The organism is Streptomyces sp. CA-251247 (genome assembly GCF_050952975.1).
Classification (GTDB): domain Bacteria; phylum Actinomycetota; class Actinomycetes; order Streptomycetales; family Streptomycetaceae; genus Streptomyces; species Streptomyces achmelvichensis.
The window spans coordinates 5,161,362-5,186,062 of the sequence record NZ_CP191861.1 but is presented as its reverse complement, the minus strand read 5'-3'; the positions used below and the strand labels follow the sequence as shown (position 1 = coordinate 5,186,062).

General features: G+C 68.1%; 24 protein-coding genes and 2 pseudogenes. 10 read left to right on the top strand and 16 right to left on the bottom strand.

Going from position 1 to position 24,701, the window contains the following annotated elements; genetic code table 11:
- The first annotated feature begins 22 nt into the window (after window positions 1–22).
- Window positions 23–427 (top strand): rodlin, encoded by a 405-nt coding sequence (locus tag ACQPWZ_RS23075; RefSeq protein WP_340475041.1) that lies wholly within the window; start codon window positions 23–25, stop codon window positions 425–427.
- Between the two features lie 91 nt (window positions 428–518).
- On the opposite strand, the gene ACQPWZ_RS23070 is transcribed toward ACQPWZ_RS23075, so the two are convergent.
- Complete coding sequence (locus ACQPWZ_RS23070; protein ID WP_433572273.1) at window positions 519–1,160, bottom strand: vitamin K epoxide reductase family protein; 642 nt, start codon at window positions 1,158–1,160, stop codon at window positions 519–521.
- Window positions 1,161–1,565: 405 nt separating this feature from the next.
- Here ACQPWZ_RS23070 and ACQPWZ_RS23065 point away from each other — a divergent pair, with 405 nt between their 5' ends.
- The 7 genes and pseudogenes from ACQPWZ_RS23065 to ACQPWZ_RS23035 all read left to right on the top strand — a co-directional run.
- Window positions 1,566–1,970: a rodlin gene (locus ACQPWZ_RS23065; RefSeq protein ID WP_313944424.1), complete on the top strand. Its 405-nt coding sequence runs from the start codon at window positions 1,566–1,568 to the stop codon at window positions 1,968–1,970.
- A 236-nt stretch (window positions 1,971–2,206) separates the two neighbouring features.
- Window positions 2,207–2,440, top strand: a complete 234-nt coding sequence (locus ACQPWZ_RS23060) for a chaplin (RefSeq protein ID WP_384443863.1) — start codon at window positions 2,207–2,209, stop codon at window positions 2,438–2,440.
- Between the two features lie 256 nt (window positions 2,441–2,696).
- Entirely contained in the window at window positions 2,697–3,341 is a 645-nt protein-coding gene (locus ACQPWZ_RS23055) for a DUF4360 domain-containing protein (protein ID WP_313944425.1), read from the top strand.
- Between the two features lie 298 nt (window positions 3,342–3,639).
- The gene (locus ACQPWZ_RS23050) at window positions 3,640–4,851 is read left to right on the top strand and encodes a pyridoxal phosphate-dependent aminotransferase (RefSeq protein ID WP_340475039.1); all 1,212 of its coding nucleotides are present in this window, start codon (window positions 3,640–3,642) and stop codon (window positions 4,849–4,851) included.
- 89 nt (window positions 4,852–4,940) lie between these two features.
- Window positions 4,941–5,327, top strand: coding sequence for a hypothetical protein (locus ACQPWZ_RS23045; RefSeq protein ID WP_340475038.1), 387 nt, complete (start codon window positions 4,941–4,943; stop codon window positions 5,325–5,327).
- 191 nt (window positions 5,328–5,518) lie between these two features.
- A pseudogene (locus ACQPWZ_RS23040) lies at window positions 5,519–6,619 on the top strand (hypothetical protein); the annotation flags it as partial.
- An 18-nt stretch (window positions 6,620–6,637) separates the two neighbouring features.
- A pseudogene (locus ACQPWZ_RS23035) lies at window positions 6,638–6,826 on the top strand (toxic anion resistance protein); the annotation flags it as partial.
- Between the two features lie 197 nt (window positions 6,827–7,023).
- Here ACQPWZ_RS23035 and ACQPWZ_RS23030 read toward each other — a convergent pair.
- Window positions 7,024–8,847: a phosphoenolpyruvate carboxykinase (GTP) gene (locus tag ACQPWZ_RS23030; RefSeq protein WP_340475033.1), complete on the bottom strand. Its 1,824-nt coding sequence runs from the start codon at window positions 8,845–8,847 to the stop codon at window positions 7,024–7,026.
- Window positions 8,848–9,092: 245 nt separating this feature from the next.
- Between ACQPWZ_RS23030 and trhA the strand changes: the two genes are divergently transcribed.
- Both trhA and ACQPWZ_RS23020 read left to right on the top strand, forming a co-directional pair.
- Complete coding sequence (trhA, locus tag ACQPWZ_RS23025) at window positions 9,093–9,767, top strand: PAQR family membrane homeostasis protein TrhA (protein WP_340475032.1); 675 nt, start codon at window positions 9,093–9,095, stop codon at window positions 9,765–9,767.
- 95 nt (window positions 9,768–9,862) lie between these two features.
- The gene (locus tag ACQPWZ_RS23020; protein WP_433572272.1) at window positions 9,863–10,501 is read left to right on the top strand and encodes a TetR/AcrR family transcriptional regulator; all 639 of its coding nucleotides are present in this window, start codon (window positions 9,863–9,865) and stop codon (window positions 10,499–10,501) included.
- Here ACQPWZ_RS23020 and ACQPWZ_RS23015 read toward each other — a convergent pair.
- The 14 genes from ACQPWZ_RS23015 to ACQPWZ_RS22950 form a co-directional block, all read right to left on the bottom strand.
- Window positions 10,383–10,664 (bottom strand): galactose oxidase-like domain-containing protein, encoded by a 282-nt coding sequence (locus ACQPWZ_RS23015; RefSeq protein ID WP_433572271.1) that lies wholly within the window; start codon window positions 10,662–10,664, stop codon window positions 10,383–10,385. The genes ACQPWZ_RS23020 and ACQPWZ_RS23015 overlap by 119 nt on opposite strands.
- A complete protein-coding gene (locus ACQPWZ_RS23010) occupies window positions 10,661–12,676 on the bottom strand; it encodes a thioredoxin domain-containing protein (protein WP_433572270.1) in 2,016 nt (671 codons plus the stop codon). Before ACQPWZ_RS23010 ends, ACQPWZ_RS23015 begins: the two co-directional genes overlap by 4 nt.
- 58 nt (window positions 12,677–12,734) lie before the next feature.
- A complete protein-coding gene (locus ACQPWZ_RS23005) occupies window positions 12,735–13,358 on the bottom strand; it encodes a GyrI-like domain-containing protein (protein WP_433572269.1) in 624 nt (207 codons plus the stop codon).
- Between the two features lie 214 nt (window positions 13,359–13,572).
- Complete coding sequence (locus tag ACQPWZ_RS23000) at window positions 13,573–15,360, bottom strand: carbamoyltransferase family protein (RefSeq protein WP_340475027.1); 1,788 nt, start codon at window positions 15,358–15,360, stop codon at window positions 13,573–13,575.
- 49 nt (window positions 15,361–15,409) lie between these two features.
- The gene (locus tag ACQPWZ_RS22995) at window positions 15,410–15,802 is read right to left on the bottom strand and encodes a pentapeptide repeat-containing protein (protein ID WP_340475026.1); all 393 of its coding nucleotides are present in this window, start codon (window positions 15,800–15,802) and stop codon (window positions 15,410–15,412) included.
- Between the two features lie 7 nt (window positions 15,803–15,809).
- Entirely contained in the window at window positions 15,810–16,847 is a 1,038-nt protein-coding gene (locus tag ACQPWZ_RS22990) for a BtrH N-terminal domain-containing protein (RefSeq protein WP_340475025.1), read from the bottom strand.
- Entirely contained in the window at window positions 16,844–17,599 is a 756-nt protein-coding gene (locus ACQPWZ_RS22985; protein WP_433572268.1) for a DNA alkylation repair protein, read from the bottom strand. The genes ACQPWZ_RS22990 and ACQPWZ_RS22985 overlap by 4 nt, the downstream gene beginning before the upstream one ends.
- Window positions 17,596–19,092 carry a B12-binding domain-containing radical SAM protein gene (locus tag ACQPWZ_RS22980; protein WP_383235807.1) on the bottom strand — a complete coding sequence of 499 codons (1,497 nt, stop codon included), beginning with the start codon at window positions 19,090–19,092 and terminating at the stop codon, window positions 17,596–17,598. The genes ACQPWZ_RS22985 and ACQPWZ_RS22980 overlap by 4 nt, the downstream gene beginning before the upstream one ends.
- Before the next feature lie 9 nt (window positions 19,093–19,101).
- Window positions 19,102–19,986, bottom strand: a complete 885-nt coding sequence (locus ACQPWZ_RS22975) for a carbon-nitrogen hydrolase family protein (RefSeq protein ID WP_356701392.1) — start codon at window positions 19,984–19,986, stop codon at window positions 19,102–19,104.
- Window positions 19,986–20,690 (bottom strand): class I SAM-dependent methyltransferase, encoded by a 705-nt coding sequence (locus tag ACQPWZ_RS22970; RefSeq protein WP_340475021.1) that lies wholly within the window; start codon window positions 20,688–20,690, stop codon window positions 19,986–19,988. Before ACQPWZ_RS22970 ends, ACQPWZ_RS22975 begins: the two co-directional genes overlap by 1 nt.
- The gene (locus ACQPWZ_RS22965; RefSeq protein WP_340475020.1) at window positions 20,680–22,053 is read right to left on the bottom strand and encodes a coproporphyrinogen-III oxidase family protein; all 1,374 of its coding nucleotides are present in this window, start codon (window positions 22,051–22,053) and stop codon (window positions 20,680–20,682) included. The genes ACQPWZ_RS22970 and ACQPWZ_RS22965 overlap by 11 nt, the downstream gene beginning before the upstream one ends.
- Window positions 22,053–23,024 carry an ABC transporter ATP-binding protein gene (locus tag ACQPWZ_RS22960; protein WP_433572267.1) on the bottom strand — a complete coding sequence of 324 codons (972 nt, stop codon included), beginning with the start codon at window positions 23,022–23,024 and terminating at the stop codon, window positions 22,053–22,055. Before ACQPWZ_RS22960 ends, ACQPWZ_RS22965 begins: the two co-directional genes overlap by 1 nt.
- Window positions 23,017–23,835, bottom strand: a complete 819-nt coding sequence (locus ACQPWZ_RS22955; RefSeq protein ID WP_356701386.1) for an ABC transporter permease — start codon at window positions 23,833–23,835, stop codon at window positions 23,017–23,019. The genes ACQPWZ_RS22960 and ACQPWZ_RS22955 overlap by 8 nt, the downstream gene beginning before the upstream one ends.
- Entirely contained in the window at window positions 23,832–24,683 is an 852-nt protein-coding gene (locus ACQPWZ_RS22950) for a carbon-nitrogen hydrolase family protein (RefSeq protein ID WP_433572266.1), read from the bottom strand. Before ACQPWZ_RS22950 ends, ACQPWZ_RS22955 begins: the two co-directional genes overlap by 4 nt.
- Window positions 24,684–24,701: the final 18 nt, after the last annotated feature.

Below are 24,701 nucleotides of genomic sequence, written 5' to 3'. Positions count from 1 at the left end.
CCAGGCGACAGAAGGACGGAACATGCTCAAGAAGGTTATGGCAACTGCCGCGATCACCCTTTCCGTGGCGGCCGCGGGGGCGTCGATGGCCCCGCAGGCTATGGCCGTCGGCAACGGCCATGACACGACGGCGCTGAGCGGCAACGGCGCCGCGCAGGCGTACGGAAACTTCTCCACCGACGGTGAGCAGAGCACCCAGCTCGGCCTCGTCCAGGGCTCGCTCAACAAGCCCTGCGTCGGCCTGCCGGTGAAGCTCGACGTCGGTTCCGTCATCGGAGCCGTGCCGATCACCGTCCAGGACCTGCTGACGACCCAGCAGAACCAGCAGTGCGCCGAGAACTCGACCCAGGTCAAGGGCGACGACCCGCTGTCGCACGTCCTCAGCCAGATCCCGGTCCTCTCCGGCAACGGCGTGGCCAACGACTAGTCTCTCGGCCGGCACGCACCGGGCCCCCCGTCGCCATCGGCACGGGGGGCCCGGTGCTGTCGTACGCGGGAGGTCCCCGCGGAGGTCACGCTCAGCTGGTCCAGAAGTCCCACCAGCGGGTCAGGATCAGCATGCCGATGATCCCGATCCACAGCACCGGCGGCATCCAGTGGAACTCCAGCAGACCGCTGCGCAGCCCCTCGGGAACCCTGATCACCCGGTGCTTGACGTTGTGCACGGTGACGTAGCAGAACATCACGATCGTCGCGGCCCACGCCAACGAGCACCACAGACACAGGGCGTTGATGTTGTACAGCGACTGATACTGCAGCCACGTACAGAACCCCACCCCGAACAGAGCGCCCGCGTTCAGCCCCAGCCAGAACCACCGCCGGTACCGCGCACCCGCCAGCAGCCCCGCACCGATCGCGATCACCATGCCGTACGTGACCAGACCCAGCATCGGATTCGGGAACCCGAACACCGCCGCCTGCTCGCTCTTCATGATGTTCCCGCAGGACACCACCGGATTCAGACTGCACCCCGGCGTGAACGACGGGTCCTCCAGCAGCTTGAACTTGTCGATCGTGATCACCCACGAAGCCAGCAGACCCGCCGCACCCGTGATCACCAGAAGCCGGCCGAACCCCCGGCCCGCACCGACTCCTTCGCGGCCCTCCCGGTGCCGTCCGCGCTCTTCGACGGACGCGGATTCCGTCGCCATGATTGTCATTTGATTTCACCGATTCGATTGCCGTGTGGACCGGGACATTGTGCACCCGGCACGGAAATCCTCGGGAGCCCGGAATTCATTCGGCAAACGGGTGACATCGGGACGGTGCGACCGCGCACCGATGCTTGAATGGCCGAGCAGGCCGCGCATGGGATCTGCTTCCGGGTGAAAGCCCCCAGCCGGCGGCGCACTGCGCCGTGGGGCGGTCGTGCGTGTTTTCGCATGGCGCACCCGGTAGGGCGATCCGCTCCATCGGCGGGGGGCCGCGTGTCGGCCTTCCGCCGATACACCGTGCCGGGCGCCAACAGATTGTGGCATTCGGGTGAAGGCGCGGAACCAAACCCGTCGAATGCAGTTGATCAGCCTGCTCCACGATCGATCGTTCAAAGCGAAAAGGGACAAAAAGTGATCAAGAAGATTCTGGCTACCGCAGCGGTCACCGCTTCGATGGTGGGCGTCGGCGCTGCGATGGCCCCGCAGGCCCTGGCCGTCGGTGACGGCAACGAGACCACCGCGCTGAGCGGCAACGGCGCCTCGCAGGCCTACGGCAACTTCGCCACGGACGGCGACATGAGCCCGCAGATCGGCCTCATCCAGGGCTCGCTGAACAAGCCCTGTGTCGGCCTGCCGATCAAGGGTGACATCGGTTCCGTCGCCGGCCTCATCCCGATCACGGTCCAGGACATCCTGACGACCCAGCAGAACCAGCAGTGCACCGAGAACTCGACCCAGGTCAAGGGTGACGACCCGCTGTCGCACATCCTCAGCCAGATCCCGGTCCTCTCCGGCAACGGCGCTGCCAACGACTGATTCCCTCAGTCACCTGTGCGCCCCTGAGCGTTGTGCGCTCGGGGGCGCATTCATGAGAGGTGTCAATTCTTCCGGTGACACGGGGAAGATGATTTCCAAACTCATGGCCTTCAGGAAGTTTCCTTGCAGGAATTCAATCGTTACTCATTTTGCAGCGGTGTTCATGAACAGGAAACTGGCAGCGCAGCGCGACGGTCGCACCTGCGTACGACACCACTGCTGAAAGGATCAAAGAAATGAAGAGCAAGAAGGCTGCAGTCGTCTTCGCGGGCGTCGTCATGGCCCTGGGTTCCGCTGCCCCCGCCATGGCCGACTCGGGTGCCGAGGGCGCCGCTGCCGGTTCGCCCGGCGTGCTGTCCGGCAACCTGGTCCAGGTTCCCGTCCACGTGCCCGTGAACGTCTGCGGCAACACGGTGAACGTGATCGCGCTGCTGAACCCGGCCTTCGGCAACGCCTGCGCCAACGACTGACATTCAGCACAAAGCGGCCCCGAGGAGCACGAATGTGCCCTCGGGGCCGTTGTCGTGGGGGCCGGCGGTTACTGCGCGCCCGTTCAGGCCGAGTAGGCCGATAACGCACCTAGCCAGCCCCTGCGTTGGTACCTAGCATTCCCCTCGATCCGGCTCTTCGAGAAACACCCCGAAATCATTGAAGGGTTGACATGTCCATGGCTAGCCCATGCATTCTTCCGGATCGACCCCTCACATTTCCCACGATGGGAGAATCATGTCCCGTGCACTTTTAGCGGGTGGCGCGACAGCCGCAATTCTGGGTTCGCTGCTGGCCTCTCAGAACGCATCCGCCTCCATCGTCGCGCCCCCGGACAAAATCGTGATCGAGGTCGCGACGGTCAACGGATCGGGATGCCGTCCCGGCAGCGCCGCGGTGGCGGTCGCCCCGGACAACACGGCCTTCACCGTGACCTACAGCGAGTACCTCGCGAAGGTCGGCGTGGGAGCCTCGCCCACCGACTTCCGTAAGAACTGCCAGCTCAGCCTGATCGTGCACGTGCCGAGCGGCTTCACCTACGCGGTCGCCAGCGCCGACTACCGCGGCTTCGCCAGCCTGGAGAGAGGGGCGACCGCCACCCAGAAAGCCTCGTACTACTTCCAGGGATCGCCGGACACCGCGGCGAGAACCCACCCCTTCAGCGGGCCGGTCCAGGACAACTGGCAGGCCACCGACACCACGGAGTGGGGCCAGCTCGTCTGGGCCGCGTGCGGAGCCAAGCGCAACTTCAACATCAACACCGAAGTGCGCGTGAACGCCGGCACCTCCGACCCGAAGAAGACGACGAGCTTCATGACGATGGACTCGACGGACGGAGCGATCAACACCGTCTACCGGATGGCCTGGAAGGAGTGCCCGTAACCCTTCTGAACCGACCTGAGTAAGCACGGCGTCCCGGTCACCCCCGCGGTGGCCGGGACGACGGGGTACCCGACCGCTCCCCCGTGGCCCCCGTCCGGTGGCGTGACGAGCGCAACATCCACGGTCTGCGCGCCGGGCCCGCGCCGTGCACATCGCAGGCAGGCGGCCCGCCTCGGCTGACGTTTCGAAGGGCCGAGGCCTCCTCGACCGAGGCCGCCCACCAAAGCGGACATTCCCACCGGCCGTGGTGGGCGAAAACATGCAGCGATCACCGTTACGCGCCCGTAAGCTCACGGACATGCAGGTGATCCAGTCGACGAAGCTCGCCAATGTCTGTTACGAGATCCGGGGCCCGGTCCTGGAGGAAGCGATGCGGCTGGAGGCAGCAGGTCACCGCATCCTCAAGCTCAACACCGGCAATCCCGCAGCCTTCGGGTTCGAGTGCCCGCCCGAGATCCTGGAGGACATCCTCCGCAATCTCGGTGACGCCCACGGGTACGGCGACGCCAAGGGGCTGCTGTCCGCCCGGCGCGCGGTCATGCAGCACTACCAGACCAAGGGCATCGACCTGGACGTCGAGGACATCTACCTCGGCAACGGCGTCTCCGAGCTGATCCAGATGTCCATGCAGGCACTGCTGGACGACGGCGACGAGGTGCTCGTACCCGCTCCGGACTATCCGCTGTGGACGGCCTCCGTCTCACTCGCCGGCGGCACCGCCGTGCATTACCGGTGCGACGAGCAGTCCGACTGGATGCCGGACCTCACCGACATCGAACGGAAGATCACCGACCGCACCAAGGCGATCGTGATCATCAACCCGAACAACCCCACCGGCGCGGTGTACGACGACGAGATGCTGCGCGGTCTCACCGAGATCGCCCGCAGGCACGGTCTGATCGTCTGCTCCGACGAGATCTACGACAAGATCCTCTACGACGGTGCCACCCACACCCCGACCGCCGCCGTGGCGCCCGATCTGATGGTCCTCACCTTCAACGGGCTCTCCAAGAACTACCGCGTCGCCGGCTACCGCTCCGGCTGGATGGCGGTCTGCGGCCCCAAGTCCCATGCCTCGTCCTACATCGAGGGCCTGACGATCCTGGCCAATATGCGCCTGTGCGCGAACATGCCCTCGCAGCACGCGGTGGCGACCGCGCTCGGCGGGCGGCAGTCGATCGAGGACCTGGTGCTGCCCGGCGGGCGGATCCTGGAGCAGCGGGACGTGGCGTACGACCTGCTCACGCAGATCCCCGGGGTGACCTGCGTGAAGCCGAAGGGGGCGCTGTACCTCTTCCCGCGGCTGGACCCCCAGGTCTACAAGCTCAAGGACGACCGCCAGATGGTGCTCGACCTGCTGCGCGCCGAGAAGATCATGGTGGTCCACGGGACGGGCTTCAACTGGCCCGACCCGGATCACTTCCGCATCGTCACGCTGCCCGCCGCGAAGGAACTGGCGGACGCCGTGACCCGGATCGGGAACTTCCTGGACGGTTACAGCCAGCCCTGACCCGTCCGCGCACGGTTTCCGACCGCACTCAACTTTAGACAGAATCCAATGTAGGATGGTCTCCTGACCGTGAGCAGGAGGCCATCCCCATGTACGAGCCGATCCGCACCAAGTCCATCCACTCGATGGCCGACGACGACGCGTACCCGCACCGCAGCCGCGAGGAGGAGCTGGACATCCAGCTCGCAGGCCACCTCTCCGCGCTGCTCGCCGTCACGGACGAACTCGGGATCGACGACGCTGCCGAGCAGATCGCGTCCCAGATCGCCCGGCTGCGCGGCACTCCCCCCGTGCGGCACGCGGGCCTGCGCGGCAGTGACACCGCCGCCCTGCACCGGCGCGCCCACGACCTGGCCGGCCGCGCCCTCGTCGTCGCGGCGTCGCGCGCGGACACCGCGGTAGCGATCCTCTCCGCCGAGCGCATGGACGCCCACGCCGCCGCACTGGCCGAACCCCGCCTGGTCGGCGCCCCCTGACGGCCCCGGTCCACGGGCCGCGGAGGCGCGTGGACCGGGTGCCACGAACAGCCCTCGGTCAGGACTGAGGGCTGTCCCGAATCCCGGCCGGGAGGACTTCGGGGCCGGGAGCCCCTGACGTTTCGATTGGCTGATTCCGGTTGCATTCCGGGATCGGCCCTTCACTTTGCGTCCACCGGAATCATCCCGGAATGTGTAATTCCGCGAGCACTCTCTGTGTTGTGAGACGCATCGTGGGAATCGTCCTGGCGGTGCTGCTGATCGGCGGAGTGGCAGTAGCCGTCGTCGCAGGCCGCGAGAGCCAAAACCCGAGCACGGCAACGAAGACCGTGCGTGGAGTGATCGGATCGGAGAAGGCGGAGTTCTTCGCCGATCCCGACGTGGTGAAGGCCCTTGCTGCCAAGGGATTCACCGTCAGGACAGAGACCTCGGGCTCCTGGGCCATGGAGGAACTGCCGCTGAAGGAGCAGGACTTCGCCTTCCCGTCGTCCAAGGCGCCGGCCGACGAACTGCGGCGCGGGTCGAGCGTCGGCGGCGGCCCGATCCGCCCCTTCTATTCGCCGCTGGTCGTCGTCGCCCACAGCGCCGCCGCCAAGGTGCTCGCCGGCAACGGGCTCGCCACCCTCAGCGGTGCCTCCACGGGCACCCTGCGCATGGGCCCGTATCTGGCCGCCGCACGGGCCGACCGGACCTGGCAGCAGCTGGGGGGAACAGGCCCGCACCCCGAGTTGACCGGAACCGTGTTCATCACGAGCACGGATCCCGTCGCCTCCAACTCCGGGGCGCTGTATCTGGCCGCGGCCTCGTACGTCGCCGACGGCGGGCGGGTCGCCGCGGACAAGGCCGCCGTCGCCCGCACCGCACCGCTGCTGAAGAAGCTCATCAGCGTCCAGGGCGCCCAGCAGACCAGCAGCGACGCGCCCTTCCGGGACTTCATCAGCGGGGTCGGCAACCCGCTGGTCCTGGTGTACGAGTCCCAGGTGGCCTCCCTGCTGATCCAGCACCAGGAGGTCGGCGACCTCGTCGTCCTCTACCCCGACACCACCGTCTCCAGCGACCACACGCTCGTCCCGCTCACCGAGGACGGACGGGCGCTCGGCGAACTGCTCGGCTCCGACCGGCGGCTGCGCGAACTGGCCGTACGGCACGGCTTCCGGCCACAGGGCGCCGCCGCCGAGTTCACCGCCGCGACCGCCGGTCACACCGCCTATCTGAACCAGAAGCTCACCGGTGTCCGCCAGGCGCCCGTGCCGACCTCCGAGGTCCTGCACACGATGGCGCAGCGGACCCGGTCCCAGGGGGGGATCCGCATGACCGGGAACAGCACGGAAGCACTTGTCCTCACCCCGCCCGAACCGGTGGCGCCCGTCCGCACCGAACAGGCGGCCGGCCTCGTGCCGGTGGACGACTCCACCCGTACGGAGATGACCCGGCGGGCCACCGAGTACGTGTCCTCGCTGGCGGGGCTCGACGCCCGCTCGCCGGAGTTCGCGACCCGCACCGCCGCCAGCAGACCCACACCCGCTATCTGGAGGACCGGTGGGACCCGGCGTGAAAGAGCCCGACGGGTGCGGGAAAGGGTCCGGCCCCCGGAAGCCGTGAGGGGGCTTCGGGGGCCGGGAACGCGGCGGACCTGAGGTGACCCCACAGGTCAGGGCGGCTGTCGGACGGATCCGCCGCGAGCGCCGAGGGCGCGTCAGCCCAGGCGGGCGACCAGCGACCGGTATTCGTCCCACAGTTCCTTGGGCGTGTGGTCGCCGAAGGTGTTCAGGTGCTCGGGGACCAGTGCGGCCTCCTCGCGCCAGATCTCCTTGTCGACCTTGAGCAGGTAGTCGAGGTCCTCCTCCGGCATGTCGAGCCCGTCGGTGTCGAGCGCCTCACGCGTCGGCAGGATGCCGATCGGGGTCTCGACGCCTTCGGCCTTGCCGTCGAGGCGCTCGACGATCCACTTCAGGACGCGGCTGTTCTCGCCGAAGCCGGGCCACACGAACTTGCCCGCCTCGTTCTTGCGGAACCAGTTCACGTAGTAGATCTTCGGGAGCTTGGCCTGGTCCTTGTCGGCGCCGACCTTGACCCAGTGGGCCATGTAGTCGCCCATGTTGTAGCCGCAGAACGGCAGCATCGCGAACGGGTCGCGGCGCAGTTCGCCGACCTTGCCCTCGGCCGCGGCGGTCTTCTCGGAGGCGACGTTCGCGCCGAGGAAGACACCGTGGTTCCAGGTGAAGGACTCGGTGACCAGCGGCACGGCGGAGGCGCGGCGGCCGCCGAAGAGGATCGCCGAGATCGGCACGCCCTTCGGGTCCTCCCACTCGGGCGCGGCGATCGGGCACTGCGAGGCGGGCACGGTGAAGCGGGCGTTGGGGTGGGCGGCCGGCGTCTCGGACGCGGGCGTCCAGTCGTTGCCCTTCCAGTCCGTGAGGTGGGCCGGGGCCTCCTCGGTCATGCCCTCCCACCAGATGTCGTTGTCGTCGGTGAGCGCGACATTGGTGAAGACGGCGTTGCCCCAGAGGGTCTTCATGGCGTTGGCGTTGGTGTGCTCACCGGTGCCGGGCGCGACACCGAAGAAGCCCGCCTCGGGGTTGATCGCGTACAGCCGGCCGTCCTCGCCGAACCGCATCCACGCGATGTCGTCACCGATGGTCTCCACGGTCCAGCCGGAGATGGTGGGCTCGAGCATGGCGAGGTTCGTCTTGCCGCACGCGGACGGAAAGGCCGCGGCCACGTACTTGGACTCACCGTGCGGGGGCGTGAGCTTGAGGATCAGCATGTGCTCGGCGAGCCAGCCCTCGTCGCGCGCCATGACGGACGCGATGCGCAGGGCGTAGCACTTCTTGCCGAGCAGGGCGTTGCCGCCGTAGCCGGAGCCGTACGACCAGATCTCGCGGGTCTCGGGGAAGTGCGAGATGTACTTGGTCGAGTTGCACGGCCAGGGCACGTCCTCCTCGCCCTCGGCGAGAGGCGCACCGAGGGTGTGGACGGCCCTCACGAAGAAGCCGTCGGAGCCGAGCTCCTCGAGGACGGGCTGCCCCATGCGGGTCATGGTGCGCATGGAGACGGCGACGTAGGCGGAGTCGGTGATCTCGACGCCGATGGCCGACAGCGGCGAGCCCAGCGGGCCCATGCAGAACGGCACGACGTACATCGTGCGGCCGCGCATCGAGCCGCGGAAGATCCCCTTCTCGCCGGCGAAGATCTCCTTCATCTCGGCGGGGGCCTTCCAGTGGTTCGTGGGGCCGGCGTCCGCCTCCTTCTCGGAGCAGATGAAGGTGCGGTCCTCGACGCGGGCGACGTCGGTCGGGTCGGAGGCGGCGTAGTAGGAGTTCGGACGCTTGATGGGGTCAAGCTTCGTGAACGTTCCCTTGGCGACGAGCTCTCCGCACAGGCGCTCGTACTCGGCTTCTGATCCGTCACACCAGACGACGCTGTCCGGTTCCGTGATTGCTGCGATCTCGTCGACCCAGGAGATGAGCTCCTGGTGGCTGGTGGGGACGGTGGTGGGAGCCGCGATGTCGCGCGCCACGATCGCTCCTAAGAGAGGGTTTGGTGGTTGGTGCCCCGTGGGGGCTGCGACCCGGATGCTTCGGACCCTTTACCGTTCTGGCGCTCATCCGGTGCCGACCGCACTCATCTGATCATCGGTGGAGTGCGCCCATATGTCCAGAGGGCGTCTCACGTGAGCATTGCCACTCGGGTACCCCGAAGGAGGCGGAGCTCACGCTGCCCGGAGACGTCCGTTACCTACGGTTGCGTAGGTACCATCCAGACATGACGCCTGCAGCGCCCGATGTGACAGAGATAGAACCGCCCCCGGTCAAGCCCCGGTTGCGCGGGTGGCTGCACGCCGGAATGTTCCCCGCCGTCCTGGTCGCGGGGCTGGTGCTGACCGCTTTCGCGGGCTCCACCGAGGCACGGATCGCGTGTGCGGTCTATGTGCTGAGCGCCTGCCTCCTGTTCGGCGTGAGCGCGATCTATCACCGCGGGAACTGGGGTCCGCGCGGTGAGGCCGTGCTGCGCAGGCTCGATCACGCCAACATCTTCCTGATCATCGCCGGCACCTACACGCCGCTGACGATGCTGCTGCTCCCCGACGCGACCGCCCGGCCACTCATGTGGGCGATCTGGGCGGCGGCCCTCGCGGGTATCGCTTTCCGCGTCTTCTGGGTGGGTGCGCCGCGCTGGCTCTACACGCCCTGCTACATCGCGATGGGCTGGGCCGCGGTCTTCTTCCTCCCCGACTTCCTGCGTACCGGCGGTATCGCGGTGCTCGTCTGTGTCGTCGTCGGAGGGCTGCTCTACAGCGCCGGCGGCGTGGTCTACGGCCTCCGGCGGCCCAACCCCTCTCCCCGGTGGTTCGGCTTCCACGAGGTCTTCCACTCGCTCACCCTCGCGGCCTTCGTCGTGCACTACGTGGGAATCTCCCTGGTCGCCTACGAGCACTGACGGCCACCACCTTGTGAGAGCCGCTGTCATTCGACAGCGGCTCCCCGGGCCGCCGAAGCGGGTCCGTGACCGGCCGATGCCGCACAATGGCTGCCATGGCGGCCACCACACGCAGCCCGTCGGGCGACCCGGCCATCGCGGCACCGCCGCGCCCGGGCCTGCGCGAACGCAAGAAGCTCAGGACCCGGACCGCGATCCGCCGGGCGACCTTCCGGCTCATCGCCGCGCACGGGTACGAGGCGACGACGGTCGAGCAGATCGCGGAGGCGGCGGACGTGTCGCCGTCCACGGTCTTCCGGTACTTCCCGGCCAAGGAGGACATCGTCCTCGCGGACGAGTACGACCGGGTCATGGAGGCCGTCCTGCGGGCCCGTCCCGCCGCCGAACCGCCGCTGGAGTCCCTGCGGGCCGCCCTCACCGAAGCGTTCGCCGCCATGCTCGCCCAGGAGCCCGAGGAGATGCGGCAGCGCAGCCGGCTCATCGTCGAGGTCCCGGCCCTCCGTGCGCGGATGACCGGGACCATGGCCGAGACGGCGCTGCTGCTGGCCCGCGCGATCGCCGAGCGGGCCGGGCGGGAGCCCGACGACCTCGACGTGCGGGTGTTCACGGCGGCCGTCATGGGAGCGCTGCGGGAGGCCCTGATCCACTGGGCCGAGCGCGACCAGCAGGACGACCTGGTCGCGCTCGTCCACCGGACACTGGACACCCTCCGGGGCGGCCTGCGCCTTCAGTGACCTCCGGTCCGCGCGCCTCGTTCGCGTCGACCGCGAACAGCATGTACCAGCCGGGCGGCGCCGGATTCAGGCTGCCGGTGACGTCGAGGTCGGCGGAGGTGCCGTCGGCCGTCATCGGCAGGTCCATGAACCGCCTGCCGAGGTGCACCTCATGTGCTCTCATGCACCGAGTTGGCCGGCCAGCTCCCCCGCATCCGTAGTGGGCATCCGACAGGTGAAGTTGCGGCACACATACGCCGCCGGGCGGCCCTCCACCAGCGCGCGGTCGCGCAGCAGCGGGAACTCCTCGCTGTCCGGTGACCCCGCCGCCACCACCGCGCCCGGCGCGGTGGCCAGCAGTGCCGTACGGAACAGCCCGCTCGTCGCCGGGTCGTCCTGCGGCCCCACGACCGCCACCTCACGCGGCCCGTCGAGCAGCGCCTCGGCCACCGCGAGCCCCCAGCCGACGAACCGCGGAGCCCGCGGCCCGAGCGCCTTCACCACACCGAGCGCCCCTTCGGCGGCCGTGCGATGAGCCTGCGAGCCGGTGTGGGCCGCATACGACAGCAGCGCGCCGGCCGCGGCGGTCCAGCCGGACGGAGCGGCGTTGTCCGTCGGGTCCTGCGGCCGGCGGATCAGCCGCTCGGCGTCGTGCGCCGTGTCGTAGAGCGCCCCGCCCTCACCGGTGAACCGGTCGATGACGATGTCCAGCAGGAACCCGGCGAACTCCAGCCAGACCCCCTCACCGGTCGTGCCGGCGAGGGCGAGGAAGCCCTCGGCGACATCGGCGTAGTCCTCCAGCACACCGGCGTTCGCACCGGCCTTGCCGTCCTTGGAGGTACGGGTGAGACGTGCTCCGGTGGCGGAGAAGTCGATGTGCAGACGGACGAGCAGATCCGCCGCCTCGGTGGCGCGCTCGATCAGGTCGGGTCGCTCGAAGTACGCGCCCACCTCGGCGAGCGCCGCGATGGCGAGCCCGTTCCAGGCGGCCACGATCTTGTCGTCCCGCTCCGGCCGGGACCGCAGCTCCCGCGCGGCGAGCAGCCGCTCCCGGACCCCCGGATCGGCTTCCCCGGCCGGGAGTTGCAGCACGGAGGCACCTTCCTCGAAGGTCCCCTCCTCCGTCACCCCGAAGACCTCGGCGGCCCGCTGCCCCTCGTCGTCGCCCAGGACCTCGCGCAACTGCTGCGGCGTCCACACGTAGTACGCGCCCTCGACGTGCCGGCCACTGCCGTCGTCGCTGTCGGCATCGAGCGCGGAGGCGAACCCGCCCTCGGCGGTACGCAGTTCACGCACCATGAAGTCGGCGGTCTCCAGGGCGACCCTGCGGGCGAGGTCGCTGCCCGTGGCCCGCCACAGGTGGGCGTACACGCGGCACAGCAGGGCGTTGTCGTAGAGCATCTTCTCGAAGTGGGGCACCACGAACTCCCGGTCCACCGAGTAGCGCGCGAACCCACCGCCGAGCTGGTCGTAGATACCGCCGCGGGCCATCGCCTCGCAGGTGTCCGCCGCCATCTGCAGCGCACCCTCGGCGCCGGTGCGGGCATGGTGCCGCAACAGGAACTCGAGCACCATCGACGGCGGGAACTTGGGCGCACCCCCGAAGCCGCCGTGCCGCTCGTCGTAGTCCCGGGTGAGCCCGAGCAGCGCCTGCGCCAGCTCCTCCTCCCCGGGTACTCCGGCCCCGCCGACCGCGAGGGACCGCCCGGCGAGATCGCGCACGATGTTCTGCGCGACCTCGGCCACCTCCTCACGCCGGTCCTGCCAGGCGACCGCGACCCCGTCGAGGACCTGCCGGAAGGAGGGCATGCCCTGGCGGGGCTGCGGCGGGAAGTACGTACCGAAGTAGAAGGGCTCGGCCTCGGGGGTGAGGAAGACGGTCATCGGCCAGCCGCCCTGGCCGGTGGCGGCCTGCACGGCCTCCATGTACACGGCGTCGACGTCGGGGCGTTCCTCGCGGTCGACCTTGACGTTCACGAAGTGCTCGTTCATGTACGTCGCGGTCGCCTCGTCCTCGAACGACTCGTGCGCCATCACATGACACCAGTGGCAGGCCGAGTACCCGACCGACAGCAGAACGGGTACGCCACGCTGCCGCGCTTCCTCGAAAGCCTCCGGCGTCCAGGGCCACCAGTCCACCGGGTTCGAGGCGTGCTGGAGCAGGTACGGCGACTGGGAGTTGGCCAATCGGTTCATACCGGCATCGTCGCATGATCGGGTCCGTGCGGCCCAGCGCGAACGGCCGGACCGGGAATCAGCTCACGGCGGATTCAACAGGCTGGCGCAAGATGGTGCGCAGCCGCGACGGGTCGGTGCGCCGAGCGTCGGAGAGGTAGATCTCGTGGTGGTCCCCGCGGGGCTTGAGTCCCTGCTGCGGCATGTACTCGTCGTGCATCCGCGCGATCGTGGACCCCTCCTCGTTGTAGGGGCCGATGTGCAGGACCTGGACCGACGTCCCCTCGTGGAATTCGCCGAAGCGGACGCGGTCGCCGGCGGCCAGGTCCTTCTTCTCGATCGCTCGCTTCAGACCTTCGCCGGCGATCTCGTCGGTGATCCAGTCGGGCTGAACGATCATGAGTCGCCACTGCCACTCGTTCTCGTCGCGTGACGACGTGAAGGCCTTGAGGTCGTCGGCCGACCACAGGCCTTCCAGCGGACCGACGGTGTGTTTCCTGCCGAGTTCGTCGATGGCGAGAGCGCGGACGGCGTACGCGGTCGCGTACAGCGCGCGCACGATATCCCCGTACACCTGTGATGTGTTCGGGCTGCCCTCACCGTCCGCCATGAGGAACTTCATGGCGGGCACATCGACGACCTCGAACCTCTTCTTCGCGGTGAACAGGCTCCGCCGGTCCTTCTTCACGTCATAGTTCAGCATTGATGGACTCAGTCCCGAGAGGCGACAAGCGGCAGTGAGCATGCCGGGCGGATGACCGCTCCGTGCACGTGGCTCGGCTACCTACCGTATGGAGAATCCTCAGGATGTCACGCCCACCGGCGGTGTGCCCGGGATGCGCGGGAGAACGACCCGATAGAGCGGACGCGGCGCGGCGCAGGCTCGAACTGCCGTACGTGCGCGCCGCTCTTACGGGTCACCGCTCCACGGAGCGCCGCACGAAGAAGGTGTCGAGTACCAGGTGGTCCATCTCCGTGTTCAGGAAGCAGGCCAGCGCGTCCACGGGGGAGCAGACGATCGGCTCGCCGGCCACGTTGAAAGACGTGTTGATCAAGCACGGCACCCCGGTCCGCTCGGTGAACCGGCGCAGGACCTGCGCGAGCCGCGGGTTGGATTCGTCGGTGATCGTCTGAATGCGGGCCGTGCCGTCCACGTGGCAGGCACCCTGGATCACTTCCCGGTACGCGGGTCGCACGGGGAACACGAACGTCATGTACGGCGAGGAGTGCTTCCTGCCGGTCTCGAAGACCTCGGACGCGAGTTCCTCCAGGACGACGGGCGCGAAGGGCCTGAACTGCTCCCGGTGTTTGATCCGCTCGTTGATCGAGTCCTTGATGCCGGGGAAGCGGGGGTTCGCGAGAATGCTCCGGTTGCCCAGGGCGCGCGGACCGTACTCCATCCGCCCCTGGAACCATCCGATGACGTTCTCGTCCTCCAGCAGCGCGGCTGTCTCGGCGGCCACCTGACCGGGGGCGACCTCGCGCCATTCGACCTGCTGGGAGAACTTGTCGAGTGCGGCCAGAATGTCCTCGCGGTCGAACGCGGGACCGAGATAGGGCGTTGTGCCGGGATGCGGCGCGTCACCTGCCTCCCGACTGGCGTGCAAGGCGGCCCCCAGCGCCACCCCGACGTCGGACGCCCCGAAACTCACGTCCATGTCGGCGAAGCGAGAGCCCTCCAGAAGCTTCGTGTTGTTCACACAGTTCAGTGCGAGGCCGCCCTCGAAGATCAGCCGGGGCAACGCGCTCCGGCGCTCCAGAACCGCGAGTTGGGCGGCCGTCACCACTTCGATCATCTGCTGGGCGGCGCTCGCGACACGCACCCGGAAGTCGAAGTCCTCCCGCCGGGAGGGATCGCCATCGAAGATGCGGTCGAACAGCGCGTAGTAGGCGGGAACCGCACTCGCGGGGTGGGCGATCGTGTAGGTGCCGTCGGGCTGCATCTCGACCACATGCTCGAGGAAGGGGTTGTCCGCGGGCGGCGGCGCATAGCCGGCCAGTCCCATCACCTTGTACTCGTCGTTGTTCGGCACGAAACCGAGGTATCTGGTCACCACCGAGAAGAGCATGGCCAGGGAGTGCCGCGAGTCGATGGTCACGTCATCGAGGACCCGTACCTTGCCGTCACTTATCTCTCCCATGATCGCCGAAAGCCACTCGGCGCGGCCGTCACTGACCAGGAAGGCGGCGTCGCCGCCACCGGCCAGGTGGTAGCCGGTCATGAGGTGGGCGAGATGATGCGGCACCAGTTCGAGCTTCTGCGGGTCGAGATGGTGACCGGTGTGTTCGAGGAAGTCGGCCAGGATCGCCTCTTTGCTGAACATGGCCGCGTAGGTCTCCGCCAGGCGGTCGAGCCGAGAGAACTTCTCCGCCGGGCTCGCCGCGTGGTCCTCGGTGATCTCGGCGATCATCTTGTCCATCACGTCGTCGGAGAACTGCCAGGAGAAGGCCACCACATCGATGTCGTCGAAGGAGACACCGCCGGTCTCCAGGCACCAGTTCATCGCGTTCACCGGGAACTCCGATGTCTTCTTCACCCGGTTGAGGCGTTCCTCCTCGACCGCCGCCACCAGCTCGCCGTCGACGATCAGGGCCGCCGCGGAGTCATGGCCGAACAGCAGATGACGGTCGATTCCGGTCGCCCGGTAGAGGCGGGCGAACAGCTCCGCGGCTTTGCCGAATCCGTTGTAGCCCAGGACGATCATCGGGAACTCCTTGCCTGTTGACGGCGGATCGAGACGGTGGCGCCCACGGTTACTCCGGCCAGATGGTGAGGTAGTCGGAGATGACCTGTGACCGCGTGAACGATGGATCGAGGTGCGCGCCCGTGAGGTCGGCTCCGCTGAGGTCGGCGCCGTCCAGGCTGGCTCCGACGAGGCGGCAGTTCATCAGGTCCGCGCGGATCAGATAGGCCTCGCTCAGGTCGGCGCCGTCGAGGTCGGCGCCGCGAAGATCGGCGGACATCAGATACGACGCGCTGAGCTGGGCCCCGCGCAGATCGGCCTGGGCGAGATCCGTCCCGCTCAGGTCGGCGCCCGACAGGCTTGCGTCACGCAGATCCGCCCGGCGGCCCTCGGCTCTCTGACGGCGTGCGTACTGATTCCATATCGTGGGTCCCTGCTTCAGGACCGCTTCGTCCGCGTCCATGCCCCTCCTACACGCTCGTCAGGCCCGCCAGGGCCCGCTTCTCCAGATCCATGGACACGCGGACGGAGGTGACGACCTCGTCGACGAGACCCTTCAGTTCCGATTCCTCGGCGCAGGCGCTGCGTGCCAGCAGTGCCTTTCCGAGCCCGGTCCAGTGCTCCGCGCTCTGACCGAAGAGATCGGCCGCTTCGGCGTACCGGGGGTTGTCGCAGTGCTCGGAGACGGCGCTGAGGAAGCGCGCGATCACGGGACGGAACATCCCGCCCCCCGTACCGAAGGACTCGATCTGACGCCCGAGGTGCAGGAGTTGTCGCGCCAGAGCGCTCGTGGTGATGACGTGGCCCTGGAGGTCGACGTCCTCCACCTCACCGCGCTTGTTCGCCGGCCAGGAGGGGGCGGTGGTCGTCAGCACCTTCATGGCGGGGATGCCCAGGCTTCGGCTCCCCGGCCTCAGCACCTCCCGGCTCAGGGTGCGCACGGCGACGGGCCCCACCAGGTCGAGCCGGGGGGTGTTGCGTGGTGACCCGAACGTGTAGGTCCGCCAGTCCGGGTTCAGCGGCGGCGAACTCCTGCTGGAGCGCGCCGCGTTGAGATCCTCGGCGCGGACCAGCTCGCTGCTGTCGAACGCCGGGTCGGAGACCTCGAACTCGCCCTCTCCGGTCGCACGGACGACATTGACGAAGTACCCGCCGAACGAGGCCCGGCCCTCCAGTCCCCAGTAGGGCATGAGGCCGATGTCGACCCGCGTCGTGACGGCCGGTACCACCTCCAGCAGCGCGGCGAGCCCCGCGGCGGACTTGGGGGTGTGCGCGTGGACCTCGACGCCGAGGAGCCGTGCCGCCCGGAGCGGCATGACCACCTGCTTCCCGACGATGATGTCGGGCGTGTTGCCCCGGGTGGGGAAGTACGAGAAGCCGAAGCCGCCGTCCAGGCCGAAGATGACGTGCTCGTCGACATCGTGCCCGCCGGCGGCCAGGATGTTGCGCTGACAGGCGCTCTCGCTGTGGATACCCGGCCGGTGCACATAGCCGTTCTGGTCGCTCACGCGCGCACACCTCCGTCGAGTGCCATGAGTGCGGACCGGTCATCGGCGCTCATCCCTTCGAGCGCGTATCTGAAGGTGTCGCGCCTCATCTGCGTGTGCCACGTCCGCAGGTACTCCCCCACGGCCTCGGGATGCACCTGGGCGGTGACCTTGAGCAGCCATCCCACGCCCTTCTGGACGTAGAACTCCTCGTCGGACATCAACGCGGTGCAGTTGTCGAACACGTGGCTGACCGGGAGCTCGTAGACGGTCTTGCCCACCTGCCGGCGCACGAACTTGACCACCGCGACGTTGGCCGCCCGCCTGGCCCACGGGCCGCCGCTGATCCACGCCCGGGTCCGGGACATCTCGTCGAGGTGACCGAGGAGGTAGGGGTAGAGCAGCTTGAGGCACAGGTCGTCGCACTGGGCCCAGTTGGTCACATGGCGGTCGAGCCAGATGCCGGCGTGATCGAGAAGCTCTCCGCCCATCTGCTTCTTGGCCACCCGGTGCAGGAGGGCGAACCCGGCGAGCGTCTCTTCGTGGTGCTTCGACTGCTCGATGAGCGTGTCCGCGATCGCGAGCCGGTCCGCGGGCGAGAGGTCCGGGTGTTCGCCCACCCAGCGGTACGTCATGTCGGCGACGGCGCGGTTGCCCACCCCGAGCGCCGGCACATGGGTGCGGAAGTAGCGCTGCATCCCGTCCGCGAACGCGGGGTCCGCGTGGCGTGCGAGCAGTTCGCGCAGTTCGGTGGCCGCGGCATCGGGGGTCATGCGGGTGCCCCGAGCGTGAGGGCCACCGGCTTCGCCTTGGGCCGCGCGGGCTTCAGACGCGTCTTGTCCGCCATCACGTACGTGTACTCGCGCTGCATCTCGGCGACCGTCTCGGCCGAGTACTGCGCACGGTCGCTCAGGGTCTGGCCGCTCAGCCCCCACCACAGGTACCAGTTCTTGTGGCTCAGGTAGGCGTTCCGCACGAAGTCGAGAGTGTCCCGGTCCCGCACGATCTCGGGCTCGACGTAGTAGGCCGGTACGAAGGTGCCCTGGCCGTCCTCCATGATTCCGGCCTTGACCGCCTGCTTCAGCAGCTTGGTGCCGCTGAGGATCCGGATGCCGAGGTTGGCGTAGATCTGGGCGGGGTTGAGGTAGCGCTCGGTGAAGTCGATGGACTCCCGCAGCGCCGCGGATGTCTCGCCGGGGCCGCCCAGGAAGACGCAGTGCGTGTGCTCGATGCTGCTGGCGGTGAACCAGCGGTCGACTTCCACGACCCGGGCGAGGTCGAAGCCCTTGAGCAGGTCGGCGAGGGCCTCGTCGGTGAACGCGTCGGTGCCGAGGTCGACCCGGATGCAGCCGGCCGCGGCCAGCAGCTCGACGAACTCCGGGGTCACCGCGTTGGGCGTCAACTGGCAGTACCAGGGGACGTCGAGCTTGGCCTTGACCATCTCGTTGCACACGTCCGCCGCGTAGTCCAGCGGGAAGTTGAAGGTGGCGTCGACTATCTCGAACTCCTTGACCTCCGGGTTCTCGAACATCGCCCGTTGGATCTCGTCCACCACCGCTGCCGGTTCCTTGAAGCGGTTCCCCTTGCCCTCGGTCTTGCGGATGATGCAGTAGGAGCAGTACAGCTTGCAGCCGCGCTTGGTCTGGAGGGTCTCGATGGCGGGCTGTGTGTCCCGGGTGAGGTCGGACGCGGCCGACACCCCTTCCTCGAAGTACCGGGGGTCGTAGAGGGACCGGTCCGGCACCAGAGCGCCGATGTCGAACCCCGTGTTGGGCGGATTGTGGACGAAGCAGCCCTCGTCGTCGACGTAGCAGAGACCGGAGATGGTGTCGAGCGAGCCGCCGACCTCCAGGTACTGCAGCAACTGCGCCATGCCGACCTCGCCCTCGCCGGCGATGCCGAAGTCGGGCTGGGCGTATTCGAAGAACGCCAGGGGCTCGACCGAGAAGCCGGACCCGCCCAGCACGACGGTGGCTTTGGTGTATTTGCGGACGCACCGCACGATCTTCTCGGTGAGAGGGCCGAAGAATATCGGGTCGACGAACGTGAGGTTGTCGAGGTTGCGGACGGCGATCCCCACCACGTCGTAGGTGGTGGACGTCAGCTTCTCCCGGACAGCCTTGAGCTCGCGTGACTCCCACAGCAGGTCCAGGACGTCGACTTCGTGTCCGGACTTCTTGATGGCGGCGCCGATGTAGGCCATGCCGATCGGCAGGGCGGGCCGGGGTACTCGGATCTTGTTCGTGGATATCAGGAGGACTCGCATGGAACGCTCCTACGTCTGGAGGGCCGCCGTGGCCGGTCCGGTTGCGGTGACAGCGTCGGCGACGGGCCGCCAGTAGGTGCCCGGCCGGGAGTCGTTGCGCAGCGTCGCCTTGTCCCGGTAGCGGCGCATCCTGTCGATGTCGATCTCGACGATGCCCACGCCCTCACCCTCGGCGAGGAGCACCATGCGTTCGTCCCCGTCCTCGAAGTCGAAGCGCTCCGACTCGAGGAAGAGGGGGTCGGCCAGGATCTGGCTGCGCCCCATGTAGCCGAAGCCGGCGTAGAGGTTGTTGCCGACGCCGGAGGCGAAGGCGAGTACGCACTCGCCGTCGACCGCCCGCACCGGCAGACGCATGTCGACCAGGTACGTGAACATGTCCGGCACCAGCGCGGAGCACACGAGGACGTCGACCCCTCGGCGCAGATACTCCCTGGACACTTCGGGGAAGTTCACGTCGTATCCCTGCATGAGACCGACGCGGCCGATGTCGAGATCGAACGTGGGGTACTCGGTGCCACCGGCGAGATAGCGGCTCTCCAGCTCATGGCGGTGGACCCGCCGGTAGGTACCGCGGAGTTCCCCGGTCCGGTCGATCAGCACCGAGGTGCTGTAGTACGCGGCGTCCTCACCGTGCTCGAGCAGTCCCGCGACGATGTGGACCCCGAGCTCGGCGGCGACGCGGCACAGCTGATCGGTCGCGTCGCCGGGGATGGGAACCGCCACGTCGGCGACTTCCAGGATGTTGCCCGAGGTGAGGAACGCCTCCGGGAGACAGACGAGGTCCGCGCCGTCCCCGGCGGCCTGCCTGATGTAGCGCTCGGCCCGGCGCAGGTTGGCCGGCTCCCGCCCCAGCTTCGACTCCATCTGGACGACTGCGATCCTGAGGCGGCCCATCACATGCTCACCGGGGTGACGGGGCGGTTGGAGATGACGAGACCGAGATCCTCCTCCACGACGTGCCAGTCGTCGAGTCCGGCCTCGCGCAGCAGCTCCTGGGCCTGCTCGGGCGAGTAGGCGGCCTTGAGCGAGCGCATGAACTGCTCGCCCCCCTCCTTGACGAACTGGAGGATGAACGTGATGTGCCCCTCTTCGGCCAGTCGGTTCACGTCCTCGATGAGGACCGTCCCGCCCGGCTTGCAGATGCGCGCGGCCTCCTTGAGCGTCTCCACGGGGCGGCGCCAGCGGTGCAGCGAGGAGAACGAGTAGACGATGTCCGCGGAGTCGTCGGCGAAGGGCAGCCGGCTGAGCTTGGAGTGCTCGAACTCGACATCGCCCGCCATGTTGGACCAGACGCAGAGGGTCAGATTGTCCTCGGCGACGTCCACGAGGTTGTTGTGCTCCTCGACGCCCGACACGGCGACTTCGGGCAGGCGGCCGGAGATGTGCAGGGACAGGAGCCCTGTGTTGAACCCGATGTCGACGAAGTCGGTCATGCCGTCGCGGTGAGCCGCCAGGACGCGCTCCGTCGGGCGCTTGTACGCCATCAGGGCGGAGCGTCGCATGCCGAGGTCGTAGGCGCGAACGGCCTCCATGTCGGTGAAGGGCTGGGTCAGCGGAACCCTCTCGGCGAGGTCGAGCAGCGGCGCCTCAACAGTCATGGCAGCCTCCCTGGGAATCACCGTTGACGATGGCAAGAGGAAGGGAACGCTGGGGGGAGATGAAGCCGGTGATGTCGGCCCCCAGGTGTTGCGGATACCGGCGGAACTCCGGCGAGTAGAACGCCTTGGAGATGTTGTCGAGGTAGTACCAGCCCTTGGGCCCGGTCACCTCGATGCCGTCGTCCGTGACCTCGACGAGCCCCTTCTCGACGAGGTCGGAGATCTCATCGGCGAACATCTCCATGAAGTCCACGCCGTGCAGCCGCATGAAGCGCTCACGGTTGACCCGGCCCGCCTTGACGCCCAGCACCATCGACCTGCGGATGGCCTCCGGCTTGGGGATGTGCCGCCCCATCGAGATGGGCAGGCGTCCTTCCCGCACGGTCTGGACGTACCTCCCGATGTCGGGTTCGTTGAAGTACCAGTGCTCACGCAGGTGGCCGGTGGCGGTGGGCCCGAGCGGGATGATGGGGATGTCCTCGCTCCACGACGTCTCGCCGTACTTGGGCTGGAAGCCGGGCTTGGCGAAACAGTCGCCGTAGTAGCCCAGGAAGCCGTTCTTGGTGAGCTTGTCGGCGGCGAAGAAGAACATGTCGTCGACGACTTCGCGGTCCGGGACCGGCGGCAGCTTGCGGCGCTTGGTGGAGACCTGGGCGAACTCCATGTAGGTGTAGAACGACACACAGGTGACGCCGAGTTCGATCGCCACGTCGAGGCTGTGCTCCCAGCCCTCCATCGTCTGCCCGTTGATGCCGTGCATGAGGTCGATGTTGATGTTCTCGAACCCGGCGTCCTGCAACAGGCGGATGCTGGCCTTGAGCATCTCCGGGTCGCTGGGCCGGCCCAGGTTCTTCAGCTCCTCCTCGACGAACGTCTGCACGCCGAGACTGATGCGGCGAACGCCTCGTTCGAGCAGCACCTTCGCCTTGCGTTCGGTGATGTCGATCGGCGTGGTCTCGATGGAGAAGTCGGCGTCGGGCGCGAAGTCGAAGCTGTTGTGCAAGTGCCCGAGCAGGTCGTCGAGCTGTTGGGCCGTCAGCGAGGTGGGCGTGCCGCCGCCGATGTAGCCGAGCGTGATCCGGTGGTCCTGGATGTACGGCCGGTTCGCGTAGTTGGTGATTTCGGCCTTGAGCGCGTCGAGGTAGGCCAGGGTCAGGTCACGCTCCGTCTGGAACTTGATGTACGGGCAGCTGAAGCACAGCCGGTTGCAGAACGGGATGTGCATGTACACACCCATCGGCTTGGGCGGGAACACCTCCTCCTCGGTGACCATGACGTGCTTGGTGGGGTACTGCCGGACCCACTCGCTGTCCCGTTCCGGGTATTCCTTCCAGAACGGCATGCTCGTCGTGGTGATGCTCATCAGCTCTCTCCCCATCCTTGGTGTTGGGCGATGGTCCGGACGATCTCCGCGAGAGTGGCCCGGTTGTAGAAGGCGGCGCGGAGCCTGATGCCGCCGGCATGCGCGCGTGCGACGATCTCCCCGAGCGCCTCGGGGTGCTCACCGTCGCGCAGTTCGATGGCCGCACCCGTGCGCGTGGGGTGGACCGCCTGGACGCCTTCATGGCTCAGGAGGAGCCCTTCGGACCACTCCTGGAGCGGCCCGGGATCGGCGTCCGGATGAGATTCGAGGACAAGTCGCGGGTTCCCTGCCGAGCGGGCGATGTCCTCCAGCGAGGCGTCCTTGGCCTGTCGGCCCCGGTGGAGGACGACGACCGAGTCGGCCAGGGCCTCGAGTTCCTGCCGGTGGTGGCTCGCGTAGAGAACCGCGACCCCGTCCTTCTTCAGGCCGGCCAGCATGTGCAGCAGCGTCTGCCGTGCAGCGGCGTCGAGGCCCGCGGTCGGCTCATCGAGGATCAGCAGGTCGGGTCGGTGCGCGACGGCCGTGATGATGTGCAGCTTGCGCTGGCTGCCGCCCGACAGTGTCCGCACGGACTGACCCGCGCAGCTCTCCAGCTCGGCCAGGGCGAGGAGTTCGCCCAGCCGGGCCGGCTCGGCCCGGTGGAGGCGGAGCTGATGGCGTACGTACGCCTCGACCGTCACTCCGTCGGGCAGTTCCTTCGACTGCTGGACGTAGCCGAGGTGACCGCTCACCCTGCCCCAGCGCCGGGCGTCGGTGCCGCACACCCTCACCTCTCCGGCCCGGGGCTTGAGCAGCCCGGCGACGAGCCTGATGAGGGTGGTCTTCCCCGCGCCGTTGGATCCGATGATCGCGACGCCCTCACCGGCGTCGACGTCGAAGGCGATGTCCCGCAGGCCGAACTCCGGACTGACGCGGTAGGCCAGGCCGGAGACCTGGAGCACCGGGGCAGGGGTGTCGTGTGCGCTAGCCACGGCCGATCCTTTGTCTGAAGGCGTACGCCGATACGCCCACCGCCACGACGGCGTAGGCGACGGCCAGGGTGAGGATCTCCGCCGACGGCGACGGCCCCTGCCCCGTGGCCGCCCGGAAGAGTTCGACGTTGACGGAGAGCGGGAGCCGTTCCATGACGTCACCCACCCACCCCAGGTTCTTCAGCGGGAAGAAGACGCCGGCGAAGTACATGAGCGGGATGACGATGATGTTGACGACGGCGGGGAACGAGATCTCGTTCGAGAAGGTGGCCACGACGACGCCGAGACCCGCGAACGCCAGGCACCCGGTGACGAAGGCGAGGACCGCGAGAGGTACGGACTCGACGGCGGCGTCGAACACCACGAGGCCGAGCACCAGCACCGCGGCGAACTGGAAGAAGCACTTCAGGGTGACCCCGACGAACCGCGCCAGGAGGAACCCCGAGTACGACAGGGGCGAGAGGATCAAATCCTCGATCGTGCGCCGGTTCCGGTCGACGATGATGGTGTAGCCGACGGAGTAGGTGCAGCTGAACATGACGCCCGCGGCGAGGATGCCGGGGAACACGAAGTCGAAGAAGTTGGCCGCATCCGCGGTGGGACTGGCCATCTGGTCCGTGGCCGCGCCGAAGGCCAGCACCATCGACACGGACGTGAGGAAGGTGGAGACGGCGTACAGCTTGTTGTCGAAGAACTGGCGAAGGTCCAGGGCCACCAGCCGGAACACGTCTCCCAGCCACTGGGACACGCTGAACCGGGGCCCGGGCGAGGACGCGCGAGCGTTGCGCCGCCGGTACGCAGGTGCTGTCACGGCCCCTCCCAGATGTAGGAGGTGCGCCAGGTCGCCGCGGTGTCCCCACGGAACGGAAGCGCGGCGCCCGCCTTTCTCCGTTGGCGCGGATACAGGGTGGCGGTCACGACGCCCTCGCGGCTGCCGGCCGGAACCTCCGCCAGCACATCGGCGTCGTCCGCCGTGACACCCTCGGTCAGGCCGTCGACGATGCAGCTCCGGCCCACGTACGGCATGCCCACGAGCCGGTTCTCCCCGGTGCAGCTGCTGAACACGAGGGCGGTCGCGTTGTCGGCTGCGCGGGCACGGGCGAGCGACCTGACGTGGTGCGAGAAGTCGGCGAACAGGTTCGCGACACACACGATGACGTCGACGCCCTGGCCGAGGAACCGTCGGCTCGCTTCGGGGAAGCGCAGGTCGTAGCTGACCTGGAGGCCGATGCGGCCGAGCGGGGTCGTGATGGCGTCGAGGGGCTCCCCGGCCGCCAGGTAGTCCCGCTCACCGGCCCACAGGGAGGCCCTGCGATAGAGGCCGAGCAGATCGCCGGCGGGACCGACCAGGACGGCGGCGTCGTAGATGTCCCGGCCCTCCGACAGCAGGACGCCGGCCGCGATGTGCATACCGTGCCGCTGCGCCTGGTCGGCGAGGAAGTCCATGACGGGTCCGTCCAGCCCAGTCGCGTCCTTGCGTATCGACGGGAAGTTCACTCCGGTGGCGAAGCACGCCGGAAGACACGCCAGGTCGGTGCCCTGCCCGGCCGCGGAGGCGAGCAGCTCTGCAGCACGGGCCTGGTTCTCCTCGCGTCGCCCTGGATCGATCTGCGTCTGGACGGCGGCAAGGGTGAGACCTTGACCGCGGAACAAGCTCAACGTGGGACTCCTAGGGGG